At 68.8% G+C, this 17,682-nt stretch carries 19 protein-coding genes; 6 read left to right on the top strand and 13 right to left on the bottom strand.

Annotation, left to right across the window (positions count from 1 at the left end; all coding sequences use genetic code 11):
• Positions 1-29: 29 nt before the first annotated feature.
• Complete coding sequence (locus tag ASF30_RS20240) at positions 30-647, bottom strand: TetR/AcrR family transcriptional regulator (protein WP_055910962.1); 618 nt, start codon at positions 645-647, stop codon at positions 30-32.
• A gap of 86 nt (positions 648-733) precedes the next feature.
• Here ASF30_RS20240 and ASF30_RS20235 point away from each other — a divergent pair, with 86 nt between their 5' ends.
• Together ASF30_RS20235 and ASF30_RS20230 are read left to right on the top strand one after the other, a co-directional pair.
• On the top strand, positions 734-1,804 hold the full coding sequence (locus ASF30_RS20235; protein ID WP_055910960.1) for a threonine aldolase family protein: 1,071 nt from the start codon (positions 734-736) through the stop codon (positions 1,802-1,804).
• A gap of 308 nt (positions 1,805-2,112) precedes the next feature.
• Positions 2,113-2,703 (top strand): nitroreductase family protein, encoded by a 591-nt coding sequence (locus ASF30_RS20230; RefSeq protein ID WP_055911120.1) that lies wholly within the window; start codon positions 2,113-2,115, stop codon positions 2,701-2,703.
• 160 nt (positions 2,704-2,863) lie between these two features.
• On the opposite strand, the gene ASF30_RS20225 is transcribed toward ASF30_RS20230, so the two are convergent.
• Genes ASF30_RS20225 through ASF30_RS20215 form a run of 3 tightly spaced genes read right to left on the bottom strand, consistent with a single transcriptional unit; the run spans position 2,864 to position 4,886 of the window.
• Positions 2,864-3,331 carry a heme-degrading domain-containing protein gene (locus tag ASF30_RS20225; protein WP_055910959.1) on the bottom strand — a complete coding sequence of 156 codons (468 nt, stop codon included), beginning with the start codon at positions 3,329-3,331 and terminating at the stop codon, positions 2,864-2,866.
• Positions 3,328-4,377, bottom strand: coding sequence for a zinc-dependent alcohol dehydrogenase family protein (locus ASF30_RS20220; protein ID WP_055910957.1), 1,050 nt, complete (start codon positions 4,375-4,377; stop codon positions 3,328-3,330). Before ASF30_RS20220 ends, ASF30_RS20225 begins: the two co-directional genes overlap by 4 nt.
• A gap of 35 nt (positions 4,378-4,412) precedes the next feature.
• Positions 4,413-4,886, bottom strand: a complete 474-nt coding sequence (locus ASF30_RS20215; RefSeq protein WP_055911119.1) for a hypothetical protein — start codon at positions 4,884-4,886, stop codon at positions 4,413-4,415.
• A 141-nt stretch (positions 4,887-5,027) separates the two neighbouring features.
• On the opposite strand from ASF30_RS20215, the gene ASF30_RS20210 reads away from it, so the two are divergent.
• Positions 5,028-6,290, top strand: a complete 1,263-nt coding sequence (locus tag ASF30_RS20210; RefSeq protein WP_235480419.1) for an MFS transporter — start codon at positions 5,028-5,030, stop codon at positions 6,288-6,290.
• 55 nt (positions 6,291-6,345) lie between these two features.
• Here the strand turns inward: ASF30_RS20210 and ASF30_RS20205 are convergent, their stop codons facing one another.
• The 3 genes from ASF30_RS20205 to ASF30_RS20195 all read right to left on the bottom strand — a co-directional run bounded on the left by ASF30_RS20205 (position 6,346) and on the right by ASF30_RS20195 (position 10,997).
• A complete protein-coding gene (locus tag ASF30_RS20205; protein ID WP_082468174.1) occupies positions 6,346-8,505 on the bottom strand; it encodes an ATP-dependent Clp protease ATP-binding subunit in 2,160 nt (719 codons plus the stop codon).
• Between the two features lie 115 nt (positions 8,506-8,620).
• Complete coding sequence (locus ASF30_RS20200; protein ID WP_055910953.1) at positions 8,621-9,292, bottom strand: GAP family protein; 672 nt, start codon at positions 9,290-9,292, stop codon at positions 8,621-8,623.
• 55 nt (positions 9,293-9,347) lie between these two features.
• Positions 9,348-10,997, bottom strand: coding sequence for a SulP family inorganic anion transporter (locus ASF30_RS20195; protein ID WP_055911117.1), 1,650 nt, complete (start codon positions 10,995-10,997; stop codon positions 9,348-9,350).
• Positions 10,998-11,107: 110 nt separating this feature from the next.
• Between ASF30_RS20195 and ASF30_RS20190 the strand changes: the two genes are divergently transcribed.
• A complete protein-coding gene (locus ASF30_RS20190; protein WP_055910951.1) occupies positions 11,108-11,548 on the top strand; it encodes a nitroreductase family deazaflavin-dependent oxidoreductase in 441 nt (146 codons plus the stop codon).
• A gap of 34 nt (positions 11,549-11,582) precedes the next feature.
• A complete protein-coding gene (locus ASF30_RS20185; protein WP_055910949.1) occupies positions 11,583-12,989 on the top strand; it encodes a DUF1254 domain-containing protein in 1,407 nt (468 codons plus the stop codon).
• Here the strand turns inward: ASF30_RS20185 and ASF30_RS20180 are convergent, their stop codons facing one another.
• Genes ASF30_RS20180 through clpS form a run of 6 tightly spaced genes read right to left on the bottom strand, consistent with a single transcriptional unit; the run spans position 12,990 to position 16,242 of the window.
• Positions 12,990-13,442, bottom strand: a complete 453-nt coding sequence (locus tag ASF30_RS20180) for a hypothetical protein (protein WP_147430615.1) — start codon at positions 13,440-13,442, stop codon at positions 12,990-12,992.
• Positions 13,439-13,735, bottom strand: coding sequence for a WXG100 family type VII secretion target (locus tag ASF30_RS20175; protein WP_055910945.1), 297 nt, complete (start codon positions 13,733-13,735; stop codon positions 13,439-13,441). Before ASF30_RS20175 ends, ASF30_RS20180 begins: the two co-directional genes overlap by 4 nt.
• A complete protein-coding gene (locus ASF30_RS20170; protein ID WP_055910943.1) occupies positions 13,732-14,163 on the bottom strand; it encodes a hypothetical protein in 432 nt (143 codons plus the stop codon). Before ASF30_RS20170 ends, ASF30_RS20175 begins: the two co-directional genes overlap by 4 nt.
• On the bottom strand, positions 14,160-15,374 hold the full coding sequence (locus ASF30_RS20165; RefSeq protein WP_055910941.1) for a hypothetical protein: 1,215 nt from the start codon (positions 15,372-15,374) through the stop codon (positions 14,160-14,162). The genes ASF30_RS20170 and ASF30_RS20165 overlap by 4 nt, the downstream gene beginning before the upstream one ends.
• Positions 15,375-15,427: 53 nt before the next feature.
• Positions 15,428-15,949 (bottom strand): DUF2017 family protein, encoded by a 522-nt coding sequence (locus ASF30_RS20160; protein ID WP_055910940.1) that lies wholly within the window; start codon positions 15,947-15,949, stop codon positions 15,428-15,430.
• Complete coding sequence (gene clpS / locus ASF30_RS20155; RefSeq protein WP_055910938.1) at positions 15,946-16,242, bottom strand: ATP-dependent Clp protease adapter ClpS; 297 nt, start codon at positions 16,240-16,242, stop codon at positions 15,946-15,948. Before clpS ends, ASF30_RS20160 begins: the two co-directional genes overlap by 4 nt.
• A gap of 115 nt (positions 16,243-16,357) precedes the next feature.
• Here clpS and ASF30_RS20150 point away from each other — a divergent pair, with 115 nt between their 5' ends.
• A complete protein-coding gene (locus tag ASF30_RS20150; RefSeq protein WP_055910936.1) occupies positions 16,358-17,665 on the top strand; it encodes an ion channel protein in 1,308 nt (435 codons plus the stop codon).
• Positions 17,666-17,682: the final 17 nt, after the last annotated feature.

The raw sequence follows: 17,682 nt of genomic DNA, 5'->3' as shown, positions 1-17,682 counted from the left end.
CGACGGCCGGATTCGGGGGGATCCGGCCGTCACCCCAGCCGCGGCAGCACGTCGGCGATGAGCCTGCCGAGCCTGGCCTGGTCGAGCGGCGGCTCCCCGCTCTCGATCGAGCGGGCGATCGCCTGGCCGAGGAACCTCATGGCTCCGGCCACGATGTTGGTGATGAAGTCGGTCTGCAGGGTGCGGTCGGCTGCATCGAGCTCCGGATGCTGCAGCTCGAGTCGCGCGCCGATGAGCTGGCGCAGCTCGGTCTCGATGCCCGCGAGCCGCTCCATCTGGCGGGCGAGCAGCTCGGGGTGGGAGGAGATCGCGCGGATGCGGTCGGCGAAGAGCCTCTCGTCGTCGAACACGAACTCGGTGTCGACGCGGATCAGGCCGATGGCCTCCGTGAGGAACGGCCCTGTCGATGGCGGGAAGACGCGAGCGCGCTCGGCGTCGATCTCGGGGAGAGCGTTGCCCAGGAGGGCGGCATCCTTGGTCTTGAAGTAGTTGAAGAAGGTGCGCTGCGAGACGGCCGCGGCCTCGCAGATCATGTCGACCGTCACGTCGGCGTAGCCGTGCTGGAGCACGAGCTCGATGGCTGCGGACTCGATGGCCAGCGCGGTCTCGGCGCGCGTGCGGCGGCGTGGTCCTGCATCCGTGGCCATGATCCGCCTCTGTCCTCCGCCGCACTGCACGGCTCTCGTAGCGTACCCAGTCGAACGGCGCCCGGCGTCGATGGGAGGATGGAGAGGTGACTGAAACGCTCCACGACCCGAACACCCGCGGCTTCGCCTCCGACAACTACTCGGGCGTGCACCCCGAGATCCTCGAGGCCATCACGGCTGCCAACGGCGGCCACCAGATCTCCTACGGCGAGGACGCCTACACGGAGCGCCTCCAGGAGGTGTTCGCGGAGCACTTCGGCGACGGCATCCAGGCGTTCCCGGTGTTCAACGGAACCGGCGCGAACGTGAATGCGCTGCAGTCGATGCTCCCGCGCTGGGGCGCCGTAGTCTGCGCGTCGACGGCGCACATCAACACCGACGAGAACGCCGCTCCCGAGCGCATCGGCGGCATCAAGCTGCTGACGGTCGACACCCCCGACGGCAAGCTCACGCCCGAGCTCATCGCGCAGCAGGCCTGGGGTTGGGGCGACGAGCACCGCGCCCAGCCCCTGGCCGTCTCGATCACGCAGTCGACCGAGCTCGGCACGCTGTACACGGTCGACGAGATCGCCGCCATCGCCGAGTACACGCACATCCACGGGATGAAGCTGCACATGGACGGCGCGCGCCTCTCCAACGCCGCCGCCGCCCTCGACCAGCCGTTCCGCGCCTTCACGCGCGACGTCGGCGTCGACGTGCTGAGCTTCGGCGGCACCAAGAACGGCCTGATGTTCGGCGAGGCCATCGTGGTGCTCGAGCCGGCGGCATCCGATGGGCTGATCTACCTCCGCAAGATGAACATGCAGCTCGCCTCGAAGATGCGCTTCATCTCGGCGCAGCTCATCGCGCTGCTCGAGGGCGACCTCTGGCACCGCAACGCGTCGCAGGCCAATGCCATGGCGGCGCGCCTCCGTTCCTCGATCGAGGCCGGCGTGGCCGACGGCACCATCCGCGGCGTCTCCTTCTCGCAGGCCACCGAGGCGAACGGCGTGTTCGCCACGCTGCCCGATGGCGTCGCCGACAGGCTGCGCTCCTCGTTCAGGTTCTACGACTGGGATGCCGCACGCAACGAGGTGCGCTGGATGTGCGGCTTCGACACCACCGAGGCCGACATCGACGCGTTCGTCGCGGCCATCGCGCGGGAGACGACGGCGTAGCAGCGCGCTCGGCGTTGCGCCTGCCGCCGGTTGTGCTGCCGCCAGTGCAGCCGATGCTGCCAGTGCTGCCAGTGCTGCCAGTGCTGCCGCCGTGTGAAGGCATCCGCGCCGCCGTGTGAAGGAACTCCCCGGCGCAGGCCCGGAATGCCGCGGATCTGGCTTTCCGGATGCCTTCACACGGCGGCAGCGGAGAGCCGGTCGTCGCCGTTCTATGCGCACTCATGGAATAAGCAGCGACGTGTGATGTTGTAGAGCGTGGGACAGCGTCGCCCCGGCCTATTCGCATCCACTGGAAAGCTGTGATCCCGATGACTCTCATCACCGACACCTCTCGTCACGCCGACACCACCGCCGCTCTGATCACCCCGCTCGTCGAGCGCTGGAGCCCGCGTGCCTACGACCCCACCGCTGTCGTCGACCCCGCCGCCCTGCACTCCATCCTCGAGGCCGCCCGCTGGGCACCCTCGGCGAACAACGTGCAGCCGTGGCGCTTCGTCGTCGCCACCCGTGGCAGCGACGTCTTCACCACCGTGCACGACAACCTCATGGGCTTCAACCAGGCCTGGGCCGACTCCGCCGCCGTGCTCATCGTGAACATCGCCGAGACGGTCGACCCCGAGGGCAAGCCGCGCCACTTCGCCCGCTACGACCTCGGCCAGGCCGTCGCGCACCTCTCCGTGCAGGCGCAGCACGAGGGCCTGCACACGCACCAGATGGGCGGCATCGAGATCGCCAAGCTGCACGAGGCCCTCGGCCTCGACGAGCGCTTCGAGATCGTCTCGGTCACGGCCCTCGGCGTTCTCGGCGACGCCGCGTCGCTTCCCGACGTGCTGCGCGAGCGCGAGGTCGCTCCCCGCACGCGCCTCCCGCTCGACGAGATCGTGCTCAAGTCGGCGTAGTCGCCTCGCCGCCCGCGCCCCCGGCGCGGTCATCCACCCCTCGAACTGCCCACTTCCGCCAGTCCAGCACCCGCCGGACTAGCGGAAGTGGGCAGTTCGGTGTTGGGGCGCCGCGTCGCGGTGCGTCGCGGCGCGGTGCGTCACGTCGCGGTTCGCGACGCTAGCTCTGCTGCGCCGCCAGCAGCTTCCGCAGGTGCTCGACCACCAGCGCGTGGTCGTCGCGCTGCGGCAGGCCCGAGACACCGACGGCGCCGATGATCCCGGCATCCCGGATGCGGATGGGCACGACCCCGCCGTGCGCCGCGAACTCCGTGGGATCGAGCCGCGAGTCGACGTCGAAGTTCTTGCCGCCCTCGCGGAACATCTCGCCGACGGCCATCGACGCGCGCCCGTAGCGTTGCACCACCCGGTACTTGCGCTCGAGCCAGGCGTCGTTGTCGGCGTTCGCTCCCGGCAGCGCGGCGTGGAACAAGCGCTGCGGGCCGAACCACACGGCGATGGCGACGGGGAGCGAGCCGTCGTGCGCTGCGGCACGGATGCCGCTGCCGAGCGTCCACGCGTCGTCGTGCGTGAAGGTCGTGAACTGCAGTTCCTGCTCCTGCTCGAGCAGCTCGTCGTAGAAGCTCACGGGCGCAGCAACACCTTCGTGGCGCGGCGCTCGTCCATCGCGGCGTAGGCCTCTGCGGCATCCGCCAACGGCAGTTCGAGGTCGAAGACCCGGCCCGGGTCGACTGCGCCTGACAGCACGTCCGGAAGCAGCTCCGCGATGTAACCGCGCACGGGGGCGACGCCGCCGTTGACGCCGACGTTGCGGTTGAACATGGGGCGGACGGGCAGCTCCGGACCGCCGTTGGGGGCGCCGACATAGCCGACCATGCCGCCGGGACGGGTGGAGCGCAGCGCCTGGTCCATCGACTCCTTGGTGCCGACGCACTCGAGCACCTGGTCTGCGCCGATGCCGCCGGTGAGTGACTTCACAGCCGCGACACCCTCCTCTCCGCGCTCCTCGACGATGTGGGTGGCCCCGAATTCGCGCGCGATGGCCTGGCGATCGGCGTGCCGCGACATGGCGATGATGGTGGTCGCGCCGAGGCGCTTCGCCGCCAGGATGGCGCAGAGACCGACGGCGCCGTCACCGACGACGGCGACGACGGACCCCGGGCCGACGCCGGCCGAGACCGCCGCGTGGTGGCCGGTGCCGAACACGTCGCTGAGGGTGAGCAGGCTGGGGATGAGAGCGTCGTCGGGCTGCTCCTCGAGGGCGAAGAGGGTGCCGTCGGCGAGGGGCACGCGAACGCGCTCCCCCTGGCCACCGTCCGCGAAGCCGCCGACCCTGTCGTCGTTGCCCCACCAACCGCCCTGCAGGCAGGAGGTGCTCACGCCGTTGCGGCAGTTCACGCATGTACCGTCGCAGACGTAGAACGGGGCGATCACGAAGTCGCCCGGCTTGATGCGGGCGACATCCGGCCCCACCTCCTCGACGACGCCCACGAATTCGTGGCCGATGCGGTGAGGTTCGTTCGTCGGCGTCACGCCGCGATAGGGCCAGAGGTCGGAGCCGCACACGCACGCGGCGACGACGCGCACGATGGCGTCGGCTCCGGTCGAGAGCTCGGGGTCGGGGACCTCTTCGACCCTGATGTCGCGTTCGCCGTAGATGAGGGTAGCCAGCATGCACCGAGCCTACGCCGAAGCGGCCGTGGTGCCGCCTACGGAGCCCGGGGTGCGAGCGCCGACGTCAGGGCGAGTCGGCGGATCGCCCAGCCGGTCAGGATGAACAGAACGCCGACCGCCGCAGCGAACAGGGAGACGCCGAAGGCGACCACGGAGGTGAACAACGACGCGCGCAGGAACGACGCCGTCATCACGGTGTTCCGCACGGGGTCGTCCTGGGGAAGCTCGGCGTAGGTCTTGCCACCGCTCGCATCGAGTGCGTGGGTGTTGATGATGTTCGCCTGCACGTAGGCCGTGATCGGCCCGTTGACGGGCGCACCGGCCAGGATCGGCGCGTCATCGGAGACCGTGATCTTCTCGGCGCTCAGCTGCGCCGAGACGGCGAACCAGGCGATGATGCCCACGAGCAGGAAGAGAGTGCCGCCGATGATCGCCAGAAGCCCGATGACCCTCAACCCCCGGGCCGGCTTCGATACGGCGGTGGACGTTGCGCCAACGTTCTCGGTCATGGTGAGCTCCATTCGACTTCTTCAGACGATAGCGTCAACGACTCCTCCAGCGCGAGAGGCAGAATCGCCGATCAGGCGGCCGCTCCACGGTCTCCGGCGGGCGGCCCGCCCGATGTCGGCGGCATGCGAGAGCATTGCAGCATGGACGGGATCCGAGGCTTCTGGCGCGCCCTGTCGACCGAGGGCCGGTGGCTGCTCTCCACCGTGGCCGTGCAGACGCTCGGCCGCGGACTGACCCTGCCGTTCACGATCATCTACCTGCACGAGGTGCGGGGATTCGACCTCGCCCTCTCCGGCACTCTCATGGGCATCATCGCCGTGGTCGGACTCGTCGTAACCGGACCCGGCGGCAGCCTCATCGACCGCTACGGCGCCCGCCGCATCCTCATCGCGGGACTGGCCGCCATGATCGCCGGATGCTCCCTGCTCGCCTTCGCGACTGTACCCGCCGTCGCGGCCGTCGGGCTCGTGCTCATCGGGATCAACTTCGGCGTCTCCTGGCCGGGGCTCAACGCGCTCATTGCGAGCGTGGTGACGGGGGATCTCCGGCAGCAGTACTTCGGAGTCAACTTCGCCCTGGTCAATCTCGGAATCGGGATCGGCGGCATCATCGGCGGGTTCTACGTCAACGTGAATGCCCCGGAGACCTTCACGCTCATCTTCCTGGTCGACGCCGCGACCTGCCTGATCCCCATGGGCCTGCTGCTCGGCCCGCTGCGGCACGTGCGCACACAGGCCGTGCCGACGGACGATGCCCCGCCGACGGGAGGCTACAGGGAGATCATCCGCCGGCCGGCCGTGATCTGGGTGAGCCTGCTGACCTTCATCGCGATGTTCGTGGGCTACGGCCAGATGGAGGCCGGGTTCCCCGCGTTCGCCCGGCAGGTGTCCGAGGTCTCCACCCGCACTGTCGGCTTCGCCTTCGCCGTCAACACTCTCGTGATCGTGCTGTTCCAGTTCGCCGTGCTGCGCTGGATCTCGGGCAGGAGGCGCACCCGGGTGATGTGCATCATGGCGCTGGTGTGGGCAACCTCGTGGCTGGTGCTCGGGTCGACGGGGCTCCTGCCCGACACCATCGCCGCCGCGATCGGGGTGATCGCCTTCATGGGGATCTTCGCCTTCGGCGAGACCCTGCTGCAGCCGACGGTGCCGGCGATCTACAACGACCTCGCTTCAGACCACAATCGCGGGCGCTACAACGCCATCAACTCCGCCGCTTTCCAGGGCGGGGCGATCGTCGGTCCCATCGCCGCCGGTGTCCTGCTCGGCAACGGCCTGTACGCGGTCTTCATCGCCGTCATGGTCGTGTGCTGCCTCGGCATCGGCGTGATGGCGGTCGCCCTCGAACGTCGGATCCCGGCGAGCGCGAACGGCATCACGGAGCCGCAGCCCGCGACCGAGTGACCCGCGCGCCTCCGCCAAGGCCTGGACCCGGACGGAGAGCGCACGGATGCGGTTGCTACCCGTCGGCGCGAGCCACCGTCAGCGATTCCCCGTCGTCGGAGAGCCCGACGATGACGGAGTCGCCGTCGCGGATCACGCCGCCGAGCAGCGCCCTGGCCAGCCTGTCGTCGATCTCGTGCTGCATGAGCCTGCGCAGCGGCCGCGCGCCGTAGATGGGATCGTAGCCCCGCTCGGCCAGCCAGGCTCGGGCATCCGGAGTCACCCCCAGCTGCAGGCGACGGTCGCCGAGACGTGTCGACAGCCTGTCGATGTAGAGGTTCACGATCTCGGCCAGCTCGTCCTCCGACAGGGCCGAGAACACCACGATGTCGTCGAGGCGGTTCACGAACTCGGGCTTGAACGCCTGCCGCACCAGCTGCTGCACTGCGCGCTCCTTGTCCGGCCACTCGAGGGAGGGGTCGACCAGGATCTGCGATCCGAGGTTCGAGGTGAGCACGAGGATGGTGTTGCGGAAGTCGACCGTGCGGCCCTGGCCGTCGGTGAGGCGTCCGTCGTCGAGCACCTGGAGGAGGATGTCGAAGACCTCCGGATGCGCCTTCTCGACCTCGTCGAGCAGGATCACCGAGTACGGCCGGCGGCGCACGGCCTCGGTCAGCTGTCCGCCCTGCTCGTAGCCGATGTAGCCGGGAGGAGCGCCGACGAGCCGCGAGACGCTGTGTTTCTCGCCGTACTCCGACATGTCGATGCGCACCATGGCGCGCTCGTCGTCGAACAGGAAGTCGGCCAGGGCCTTGGCGAGCTCCGTCTTCCCCACGCCGGTCGGGCCGAGGAAGAGGAAGGAGCCGGTCGGCCTGTTGGGGTCGCTGATGCCGGCACGCGAACGGCGGACGGCATCAGCCACGGCGGCCACCGCCCGCTTCTGGCCGATGAGACGCCGACCCAGTTCGGATTCCAGATGCAGCAGCTTCTCGGTCTCACCTTGGAGCAGACGGCCGACGGGGATGCCGGTCCACGCCGCAATCACGGCGGCGATGTCCTCCTCGCTCACCTGCTCGTTGACCATGCGTCCCTCGGCCGGCGCGTCCTCGGCCTGTTCGGCCGCGAGGAGGTGCTCCTGGAGCTCCTTGATGGTCGTGTACTCCAGACGCGAAGCCTCGGCGTAGTTGGCCTCGCGCATCGCGCGATCGCGGGCCGTGTGGGCCTCGTCGAGCTGCTTCTTCAGGTCGCCGACGCGGTTGAGGGATGCCCGCTCCCGAGCCCAGCGCTCCTCCAGGCCGAGAAGCTCGCGCTCCTTCTCGACGAGCTCGGCCCGCAGCTTGGCGAGTCGTGCCTTCGAGGCGTCGTCCTTCTCCTTCTTGAGGGCGAGCTCCTCGATGCGCATGCGGTCGACGGAGCGCTTGAGCTGGTCGATCACGACGGGCGAGGAGTCGATCTCCATCTTGAGCCGGCTCATGGCCTCGTCGACGAGGTCGATCGCCTTGTCCGGCAGCTGACGGGCCGAGATGTAGCGATTGCTGAGGGATGCCGCGGCGACGAGGGCGGCATCCGTGATGGTGACTCCGTGGTGGGCCTCGTAGCGTCCCTTCAGTCCGCGCAGGATCGCCACGGTGTCCTCCACCGACGGCTCGCCCACGTAAACCTGCTGGAAGCGGCGCTCGAGGGCGGCGTCCTTCTCGATGTACTCGCGGTACTCGTTGAGGGTGGTGGCTCCGATGAGGCGCAGTTCACCGCGCGCCAGCATGGGCTTCAGCATGTTGGAGGCCGCGACCGACCCTTCGCCACCGCCGGCTCCCATGAGCAGGTGCAGTTCGTCGACGAAGGTGATGATCTGCCCGTCGGCGTCGTTGATCTCCTTGAGCACGGCCTTCAACCGCTCCTCGAACTGGCCGCGGTACATCGCGCCGGCCACGAGGGCCGAGATGTCGAGCGAGACCAGGCGCTTGTTCTTCAGCGACTCGGCCACGTCGCCGGCGACGATGCGCTGGGCGAGGCCCTCGACGACGGCGGTCTTGCCGACCCCGGGCTCGCCGATGAGCACGGGGTTGTTCTTGGTGCGCCGGGTCAGCACCTGGCTGACGCGACGGATCTCGGCATCCCGTCCGATGACGGGGTCGAGCTTGCCCGCGGCCGCGATGGCCGTGAGATCGATGCCGTACTGTTCCAGCGCCGACTTCTGCTCCTCCTGGGAGCTCGGCGCGCCCTGCATGTTCGCCATGGCAGTCCAATCCTTAAGTTGAGTCTGCTTATATCAACTTTATCGCGGCGCGTTCTATTCCACGAGGGAACCGTCAATCAGGCCTCGATCAGGACTTTCTCTGCTCGGCGGGGCGTTAGAAGCTGCCGATTCCCTTGCCGATCAACACGACGCCAAGCACCAGCAGCAGCACCGACATCACCGTGGCGTTATTGTGCACGAGCCACGTCCGCAGCGACTCGAGGGGAGCGGCCATCCTGTCAGCCGCGAGGAGGTACGCGATCACCGGCAGCGCGACCGAGATGGCCGCGATGATCACGAAGATCACCGTCACGACGACGATCGAGCCGAGCTCGAGGCCTGCTGTTCCGATGATGACACCGGCACCGGCCGCCATGAGCAGGTTCTTCGGGTTCACCGCCGCGAGCACGAAGCCGAGGATGAAGCCGCGCACCGTGGTCATGGTGTCGATCGCGCCCATCCAGGCTGGAAGGGCGGGTTCGACACCGGCCCGAGGCCGTGAGCTCCACTGACGCCAGGCCAGGAACAGCAGGCCCAGGCCGAGCACGATCTTGATGACTCCGGCGACGGGCTTGGCCGCATCCGGATCGCTGGCGGGAATGATCGAGGAGAGCAGCTCGAACACCACGACGGCCACGATGATGCCGAGCACCCAGCCGAGCAGGAAGCCGATGCTCGTGCCCTTCGCCTTCGGCGAGAGCAGCATGAGGATGGCCGCGATGATGGGGATCGGACTGATCGCGACGCCCAGGGCGAGCGGAAGGATGTCGCCGATGACACTACCCATGCGTTGCCTCCATCGGGTCGGAGGGTTCGGCGAGCGCCACCCCTCCTCTCCGACGCTAGTGCACGGTGTCGGAGAGGGCGGCGATGGCCGCCCGGTTGGTCGCGAAGACGGGCTCCTGCTCCAGGATGGCGAGCCTCACCAGGCGCTCGCGCGCGTCGGGACGCATGCGGCTGAAGGCGAGTTCCACGTGTTGGGCCGCGAGCCACTCCCGCAGTGAGGCGAAGGCCTCCGCGCCGGTGACGTCGACGTCGGTCACAGCCTCCATGTCCACCACGAGGTGATGCACCGCACCGGCCGGCGCCGCCGTGATGGCGCGCTTCACGGCGTCGCTGAAGACCGAACCGTTCGCGAAGAAGAGGGGAGCGGCGAGCCGCACGACGATCACTCCCGGGGCCGTGACGGCGCCGGTCGGCGCTCGATCGAGCAGCGAGTCCGTCGCGTTGTCGTCGGCGGCGAGCACGTCGATGGCCGGATTGGCTGCGCGCTTGGCGAGATTGATGAGGGCGAGCACGAAGGCCACGACGATGCCGGGGATCGAGCCGATGAACAGGGTCACGAGGAAGCACACGGCGCCGATGGCGAACTCGAACCGATCCACCTTCCAGAGCCCGACGAAATCGCGGATGCCGAGCAGGGGCACGACGGCGAAGGCGACGATGGCGCCGATCGCGGGTGACGGGATGTCCGCGAGCAGAGCGGTGCCGAATATGAGCAGCAACAAGGTTCCGACGGCCATCACGAGCGACGGCAGTTGGGTGCGGGAGCCGGCCTGGTCCATGGCCGCCGTGCGCGACGTGGACGAGCCGACCGAGAAGCCGCCCGAGGCACCCGCCGCGATGTTGCCGAGGCCGAAGGCGAACAGGTCGCGATTGGGGCTGGTGTCGTAGTGGCGCTTCTCACCGTAGGAGCGGGAGACCAGCAGTCCCTCTGCCGTCGTCACCAAGGTGAGGGCGATGGCCGAGGGCACGAGCACGAGCCACGTGCTCCAGTCGATGACCGGCCAGGTGAGAGTCGGTGGGCCTGCCTGCACCTCGCCGAGCACCGAGACCCCGGCCTTGTCGAGGTCGGCGATGACGACGACGACGGTGGCGACGATCAGCACGACCAGCGCCCACGGCACCGCCCGCGCGAATCGCTTGCCCAGGATGAGCACGGCGAGCGCGGCGAGCGAGATGAGCAGCGACCATCCGTTCACGGTGTCGAGCCCTCCGAGGAGTCCGGCGACCTTGTCGACGAATTCGCCACCCGAGTCGATCTTCACGCCGAGCATCTTGGCGACCTGGCTGACCAGGATGTCGAGGGCAAGACCGCCGACGAACCCGACGAGAATCGGCTTCGACAGGAAGTTCGCGAGGAAACCCAGCTTGAAGAAGGCGAGGGCCAGGAACATCAGCCCGCAGAGGATCGCCTGGGCGAGGGCCAGCGTCAGGTAGTCGGCGCTGCCGGCCACGGCGAGGCCGCCGATCGACGAGGCCACGAGGGCGGCGGCAGCGGCATCCGGAGACGCGACGAGCTGGCGTGATGACACCGTCAGCGCGTAGACGACGGCCGGCAGCACCAGGGCGTAGAGGCCGGCCGTCGGCGGCAGGCCGGCGATCTGGGCGTAGCCGATGTTCAGCGGGATGGCGATGGCCAGCAGCGTGACGCCGGCCGTGAGTTCGCGCACGACGTTTCGGCGGTTGAGACCGGCTAGCGGCTTCTGCATGGTTCCCCTGTCGACGCTGCGAACACTGTCGACAGTACCGAACAGGCGGATGCGGCTGGCGGACGTGGGAGGGTGGAGATGACGCACGTTCAACGAACAGGAGACGACGAATGCCGCTGGAAGGCGAATACGAGCACGGGAGCGCCGAGTACGCGCGCAAGCAGGTCGAGGCGTTCGAGGCGTCAGGCGGGGCCGAGGCCAACACCATGCGCGGCAAGCCGATCATCGTGCTCACGAGCCGGGGAGCCAAGTCGGGGAAGCTCCGCAAGACGCCGCTGATGCGCGTCGAGCACGACGGCGAGTACGCCGTCGTCGCTTCGCTCGGTGGCGCCCCCAAGCACCCCGTCTGGTACTTCAACCTCAAGGCCGACCCGCACGTCGAGCTGCAGGACGGCGCCGAGAAGCACGACTACGACGCCCGGGAGATCACCGGCGACGAGTACGCGGCCTGGTGGGAGCGCTCCGTGGCCGCCTGGCCCGACTACGCGAACTACCAGACCAAGACCGACAGGATCATCCCGGTCTTCGTGCTGACGCGCCGCGAGGGCTGAGGATCCGTCAACGGCTCGGCCTAGGCTGGCGCCCATGACGAGCACTCCGCCCAACCCTGACGACAGCCCGACAGCCCTGGCCGGAGTCCGGCTCGACGGGGATGTGCCACGTCGACAGGACCTCCCCACGATCTTCGACGAGCTCGACTTCCAGCAGGCCTGCCAGACGTACCTCTGGGCGCTTCCGCTGGTCTCCTACGCCCAGTGGAAGCACGTCCACTACGACGTCTTCGGCGCCACCGGCAGCGACCTCGTGCGTTACGTCAGCTACCGCGATCGGCTCGGCATCATCACGGCGAACGCCACGACACCGTACATCCTCAATTTCTTCGACCTGGCGGCATCCGGCCCCCTCGTGATCGAGCTGCCGGCCGGCCCGACGGCTGGAGGGGTCTCGGACTTCTGGCAACGCGAGATCGGCGCCATGGGAGAGATGGGGCCGGATCACGGCGAAGGCGGCAGATACCTGATCGTCCCGCCGGGCACAGCCGCTCCTGACGACACCGGGTACCGGGTGCTCGAGTCCAGCGGCGTGAACATCTTCTTCGGGTTCCGCACGCTCGACCCCGATCCCGAAACGGCTGCGGCCCTGGTCGCCGGGGTCCGCATCTACCCCTATGCGGAGCGGGCGAATCCCGCGCCGACCCGCATCGTCTCGCCCGACGGCCGGGAGTGGTCGGGCGACCAGCCGCGCGGCCTCGAATACTGGGAGCGGCTGCACGGGATCTATCAGACCGAGGTCGTCGACGAGCGCGACAGGTTCTTCCTCGCGATGCTCAAGCAGCTCGGCATCGAGAAAGGCAAGCCGTTCGCGCCGGACGATCGCCTGGTGCGCATTCTCGAGCGCGCATCCGCCGCCGGCGAGCTCATGGCACAGGCGAACGCCTTCGCCAAGCGCTTCGCGGGTTCCCGAGTCTGGCCCGACCGAGCGTGGGACACGGCGATCATGCTCGAGAACCCCGCCCAGAGAGGCGACGGCTACGACGAGCTCCTCGAGCGCGCTGCCTGGTTCTACGAGGCCGTCAGCTTTTCGGAGGCCATGAAGAGCCAGACCCCCGGCGTCGGCCAGGCGTACCTCGGTTCCTACACCGATGCGGCGGGCGACTGGCTCGATGGTGGAGCGCGGTACACCCTGCACGTTCCGGCCGCCGTCCCGGCCAAGCTGTTCTGGTCGGCCACCGTCTACGACGTCGCCACCCGGTGCCTCATCGACAACGAGCAGCAGCGCGGAGATCGCGGGTCACGCGACGCCGACCTGACCTACAACGGCGACGGCTCGGTCGACCTCCACTTCGGTCCGACCGCTCCGGATGCCGGTGAGTCGAACTGGGTGCAGACCATACCGGGGCGGCACTGGTTCTCCTACTTCCGTTTCTACGGTCCGCTCGAGCCGTACTTCGACCGCCGCTGGAAGCTCGGGGACATCACGCGCGTCGCCTGATCAGTCCGCCAGCAGCCTGGCGATGTTGGCGGGGGAGCAGAACGAGTCGGCCGGGAGGGTACGCGCCGGGATGTCGGATCCGGCAGAGATGAGCACTCCAGCCTCGGTGAAGCTCGCGATCAGATCGGACAGGGCGGCGGGGAACTCCGCGCTCTGCGACGAGCCGCGCGAGACCGCCATGGTCACGACGCTCGTGCCTGGATCCCCTCCGTCGCTCACCGAGAGCGTCGCGTAGTCGTGGGAGAAGAAGCGGCCCAGGGCGCCGGGCAGCACGTCGAGCCCGGAACCACTCGTGAGCCGGCCGATCGAACTGCCGCACTCGTAAAGGGCCGACACGTCGGTGACACGCTTCCTGACCGTCCAGTGGTGGCGGAGCAAAGCGGCCTCGGCCGTCGCGAAGGCACGGTCAGCCGAGCCTGAGACCTGCATGATGCGCGCGGGGAGGCCGATCACGGCCGCCACCGAGAGGCGTTCGCGTGCTCGGCGTGCTGATAACGCCGCTCCGCCGCGGACAGCTCGGCCGCCGCGTCGGCGAGAAGAGTGGTGAGCTCTGCCATCTGCCCGTTCCAGTCGGCCTGGGCGCGCAGGTAGGCCTCCTGTGCCTCACCCGTCCAGATCGCACGTAGCCCCGCGACCCGGCCGTCGAGTGCCGCGAGCTCCTCCCGGATGCCGGAACTCGCATCGGCGAGGCGCGTGGCCGTCGCCGCGACGGCGTCGAACTCGACCCGCAGTTCTCCCGCGCTCATGCGAGACCCCTCTCCTGGAGCAGCCGACGGACGTCCGCGCTGCGCGACGCGATGCGCCCCTGCAGTGCTGCGGCCTCGTCGAAAACGCTCTCGCGCTCCTCCTCGGCAGCGAGGTCGCGTTCGCGTTCCACAGCTGCATCCAGCCCCTGCCGGGTGCTCGTCCGCAGGGCTCTCGCCGCGGTCGAGTCGTCGGCACCGCTCATCACGTCGGCGAGGGTCGTCTGACCCAGGTCGATGCGCTGCTGCACTGCGCGCCAGTGCGGACCGAGCTCCCCGCTCCTCGCGGCCCGCGCACGTTCGGCGTCGCGGTCGTCGCTGTCGGGCCGCGTGTCAGCCGCCTGACGCTGAAGCTCGGCGAGCGCGCCGGTGATCATGTCGATCCTGGTCTGCATCCGTGCCGTGACGTCGGCGTAGGCGTCGCCGGTCATGCCGTCACCGCCTTCGCTCCTGCACGCACGTAGTAAGCCACGAGGTCCTCCACGATGAGTGCGACATCGACGAGAGCCTCCCTGGCCGCGACGGCGTCGTAGATCGCATCGAAGATGGCGTCGACGACCGCATAGATCATCCGGAGGATGCCGACGATCTGGTAGACGGTCACGGCGATCTCGGCGGCAGCGGCGATCCAGCCGGCGACTGGGATGGCGGCCTCCGCTGCGATCCTCAGCAGCTTGATGGAGATCTGATTGATGGCGAAGCCGATCGTCGCCGCGGCCAGCTTCGACACGGTTCCGACCATGCCGACCATCGACGACGCCGACTCGCAGGCTGTGGCCAGGCCGAGCAACGCTGCGCTCAGCGCGGCCATCGCATTCCTGTAGGCATCCCCGGCTTCACCTTCCCAGAACCTGGTGCCGTCGACGAGACCGGAGAAGTTGCCGGCCATCTCGCGGTTCGCGTCGGCGAGGTGGCCCCACGCGATGGAAGCCCGATCGATGGCCTCCCAGTCGCCGCGGAACGGCTTCATGATCACCTCGGCTATGAAGCTGAACCCGAAGATCTTCTCGAAGACCCAGTCGATGCCGCCGATGATCACGCCGCACGACCAGCGCATCTCCTCGATCTCGCTTGTCGCGCCGACGGGCGGCACGAGATAGGAGGACACATCGACGCGTTCGACGACGCCGGAGCCGGAGCCGGTGATGCTGGAGAGCCTGTCGCCTGCGCGGTTCGCGCGATCCTCGAGGTACTCGCGCAGGTCGCCGCCCTCGTCGGCGGCCTGGCTGAGGATGTTCCCCTCGCCCTCGCCGTAACTCGACGGGGCAGAGCCCTGGGCGGCGCCGAGCGCCGGCAGGTTCGCCGTCGGATCCCTGTAGGGCGGTGCGGAGGCACCGAGCGCCTGCATCAGCGCGGCGACAGCCTCGGCCGCGGCCCTGTCTGCATCGGCGTACTCGTCCATGGTGGCGGTGAGGGTGCGGGCGACGGCATCCGTCAACGCCTCGAGGCCGGTGAACACCTGCGCCCCGACCTCGACCACGACTTGGTTGAGCGGATACAGGGCCACCAACAGCAGCCCCAGATCGAACGGCGCGATCTCGCACTCCGCGCGCACGTAACGCACCATCCCGGCAGCGTGCACGGCACCCTGTCGCTCGACCACCTGCTGTACCAACGACAACTGTCCGTAATCGACCAGCATCGAAACCCCCTTCATGCAGCAGGAATCACCCTAACGCGCCGGCCCCTCCCGGCTCAGTCTTGTGTGTCGGGCGTGGCCGCGGCCTCGTGCAGTGACTCCAGCGCCGCGATGATCGCGCCCTGCAGCCAGCCCAGCCAGTCGTAGAGCGGGAGCAGGGTGAGCAGCTCGTCGTCGGGCTCGATCTCGCTGTCGTCGTCCTCGATGCCGAGCCTGTCGGCGAGCACGCTGCGCACGTCGGTGAGGTGCGTGAGCCAGGGCCAGATGTCGTCGTCATCGAGTTCGACCTCGACGATCTCGCCGGGATCGAGTTCGCCGACGGATGCCGCAGCGTGCACCGTGCGGGCCGCGTTCACCTTGCCCTCAGCCAGTCCCGCTCGCTCGAAGCGCTCGAACTCGGCCGCCGCCGCCGAGTCGTCGCGGTACGCGGGTGGGAACAGCCTGGTGAACGCGCTGTCGTGCGGGGCGTCGGTGATGAGTTCGGCGATCTGACCGGCGAGGTCGGCGAGCATCGATGCCTCGTCGGGCTCGAAGTCGATCCGTATGCGGCCGGCATCGGTCACCTGCACGCTCGTCATGAGTCCTCCCTGGCGACGGATGCCTGCAGCCCGTATCCGTGCATGGCCGCGACGTGCCGTTCCATCTGCTCGCGATTGCCGACGGCCACGATGGCGCGGCCCTCGTTGTGCACGAGCAGCATCAGCCTGTCGGCCTCGGGCGCGGAGTAGCCGAAGTAGCTGCGGAACACGAACGCCACGTAGTTCATGAGATTGACGGGGTCGTTCCAGACGATGGTCACCCAGGGAACATCGATGGCAGCCCGAACGTCCCCCTCCAGGTGGGTCTGCGCACGTTCGAGAGTCTCGGGCATCAGCCCAGCGTTGCACGATCCGGGCGCCGTCGCATCTCACTCGGTGCCGATCCATTGCAGTGCCGTCCGATGGTCAATACGGTGTGACAAGGCGCCGACCACGGAACGAGGCACGATGACGGATCCGAGCACTCCACCGGCAGGCGCTCCTCCGCTGCGGACGACGTTGATCCTCTCGCTCCCGGCCATCGCCATCGGGGTCCTGACCGCGGTGATCCTGTTCGCGGTCTCGCGGGTGGCGGATGCGCTCGAGGACGTCGTGTGGACGACCCTGCCGACGGGACTCGGCGTCGACGACACGACCGGCTGGTGGACCTTCGGCGTCCTGACGCTCACGGGTCTCGTCGTCGGGCTGATCGTCTGGCTCATGCCCGGCCACGCCGGACCCGATCCGGCCACCACCGAACTGGTGTCCACTCCGCTCGGACTGCGCACGCTGCCCGGGCTCCTCCTCGTGACGATCATCGGCCTGGCCGGCGGGGTGAGTCTCGGCCCGGAGAACCCGATCATCGCCATCAACACCGCGCTCGTCGTCGCACTGATGGCGCGCCTGTTCCCGAAGGTGCCGACGATGCTCGCCGTGATGCTCGCGGCGAGCGGAACGATGGGAGCACTCTTCGGCACTCCGGTGGGCGCCGCCCTCATCCTCACCGGCATGGTGGGAATGGCGAAGGGCGGAGGGGCCCTCTGGGACCGACTGTTCCTCCCCCTCGTCGCGGCCGGCACTGGTTCGATCACCATGCTGCTGCTGGGCGAACCGCAGTTCGCCATCGCCCTTCCGCCGCTCGGTGCACCCGAGGCCGGCGACATCCTGAGCGGTGTGGTCGTCACGGTCGTCGCGGTGCTGCTCGGACTCGGCGCGGTGCACGTGTACCCGCTGCTGCACAGGGTCTTCCACCTCCTGAGGAACCCGGTGATCCCACTGACCGTCGCGGGTGCGATCCTCGGCATCCTCGGTGTCATCGGCGGCGAGGTGACCCTGTTCAAGGGCCTCACCCAGATGGGCGAGCTGGCGCAGGACGCCGACTCGATGACGGTCTGGCAGCTCACCCTCGTCGCCCTCGTGAAGATCGCCGCCCTCCTGATCGCGGCCTCCGCCGGGTTCCGGGGCGGGCGCATCTTCCCCTCGGCGTTCATCGGCGTCGCCATCGGCCTCGTCGCCCACGCCATCGTGCCCGCCGTACCGACGAGCCTCGCCGTGGCCTGCGGCGTACTCGGGTTCGTCCTCGTGATAGCGCGCGACGGCTGGCTGGCCCTGTTCCTCGCGGCGATCATCGTCGGCGACCCGACGGTGCTGCCGATCCTCTGCATCGTCATCCTGCCGGCGTGGCTCATGGTCACCCGCCAACCGCCCTTCCTCATCCGCGCACCGCAGCCCGGTCCGGAGGAGGCGGCCGCGAATCCGGAGAAGGCCGCGCCCTGATCTCAGCCGACGTTCAA

It is taken from the genome of Leifsonia sp. Leaf264 (genome assembly GCF_001422325.1).
GTDB lineage: Bacteria > Actinomycetota > Actinomycetes > Actinomycetales > Microbacteriaceae > Orlajensenia.
The sequence above is the reverse complement of the archived record's forward strand: the minus strand, read 5'-3'. Positions and strand labels throughout refer to the sequence as shown.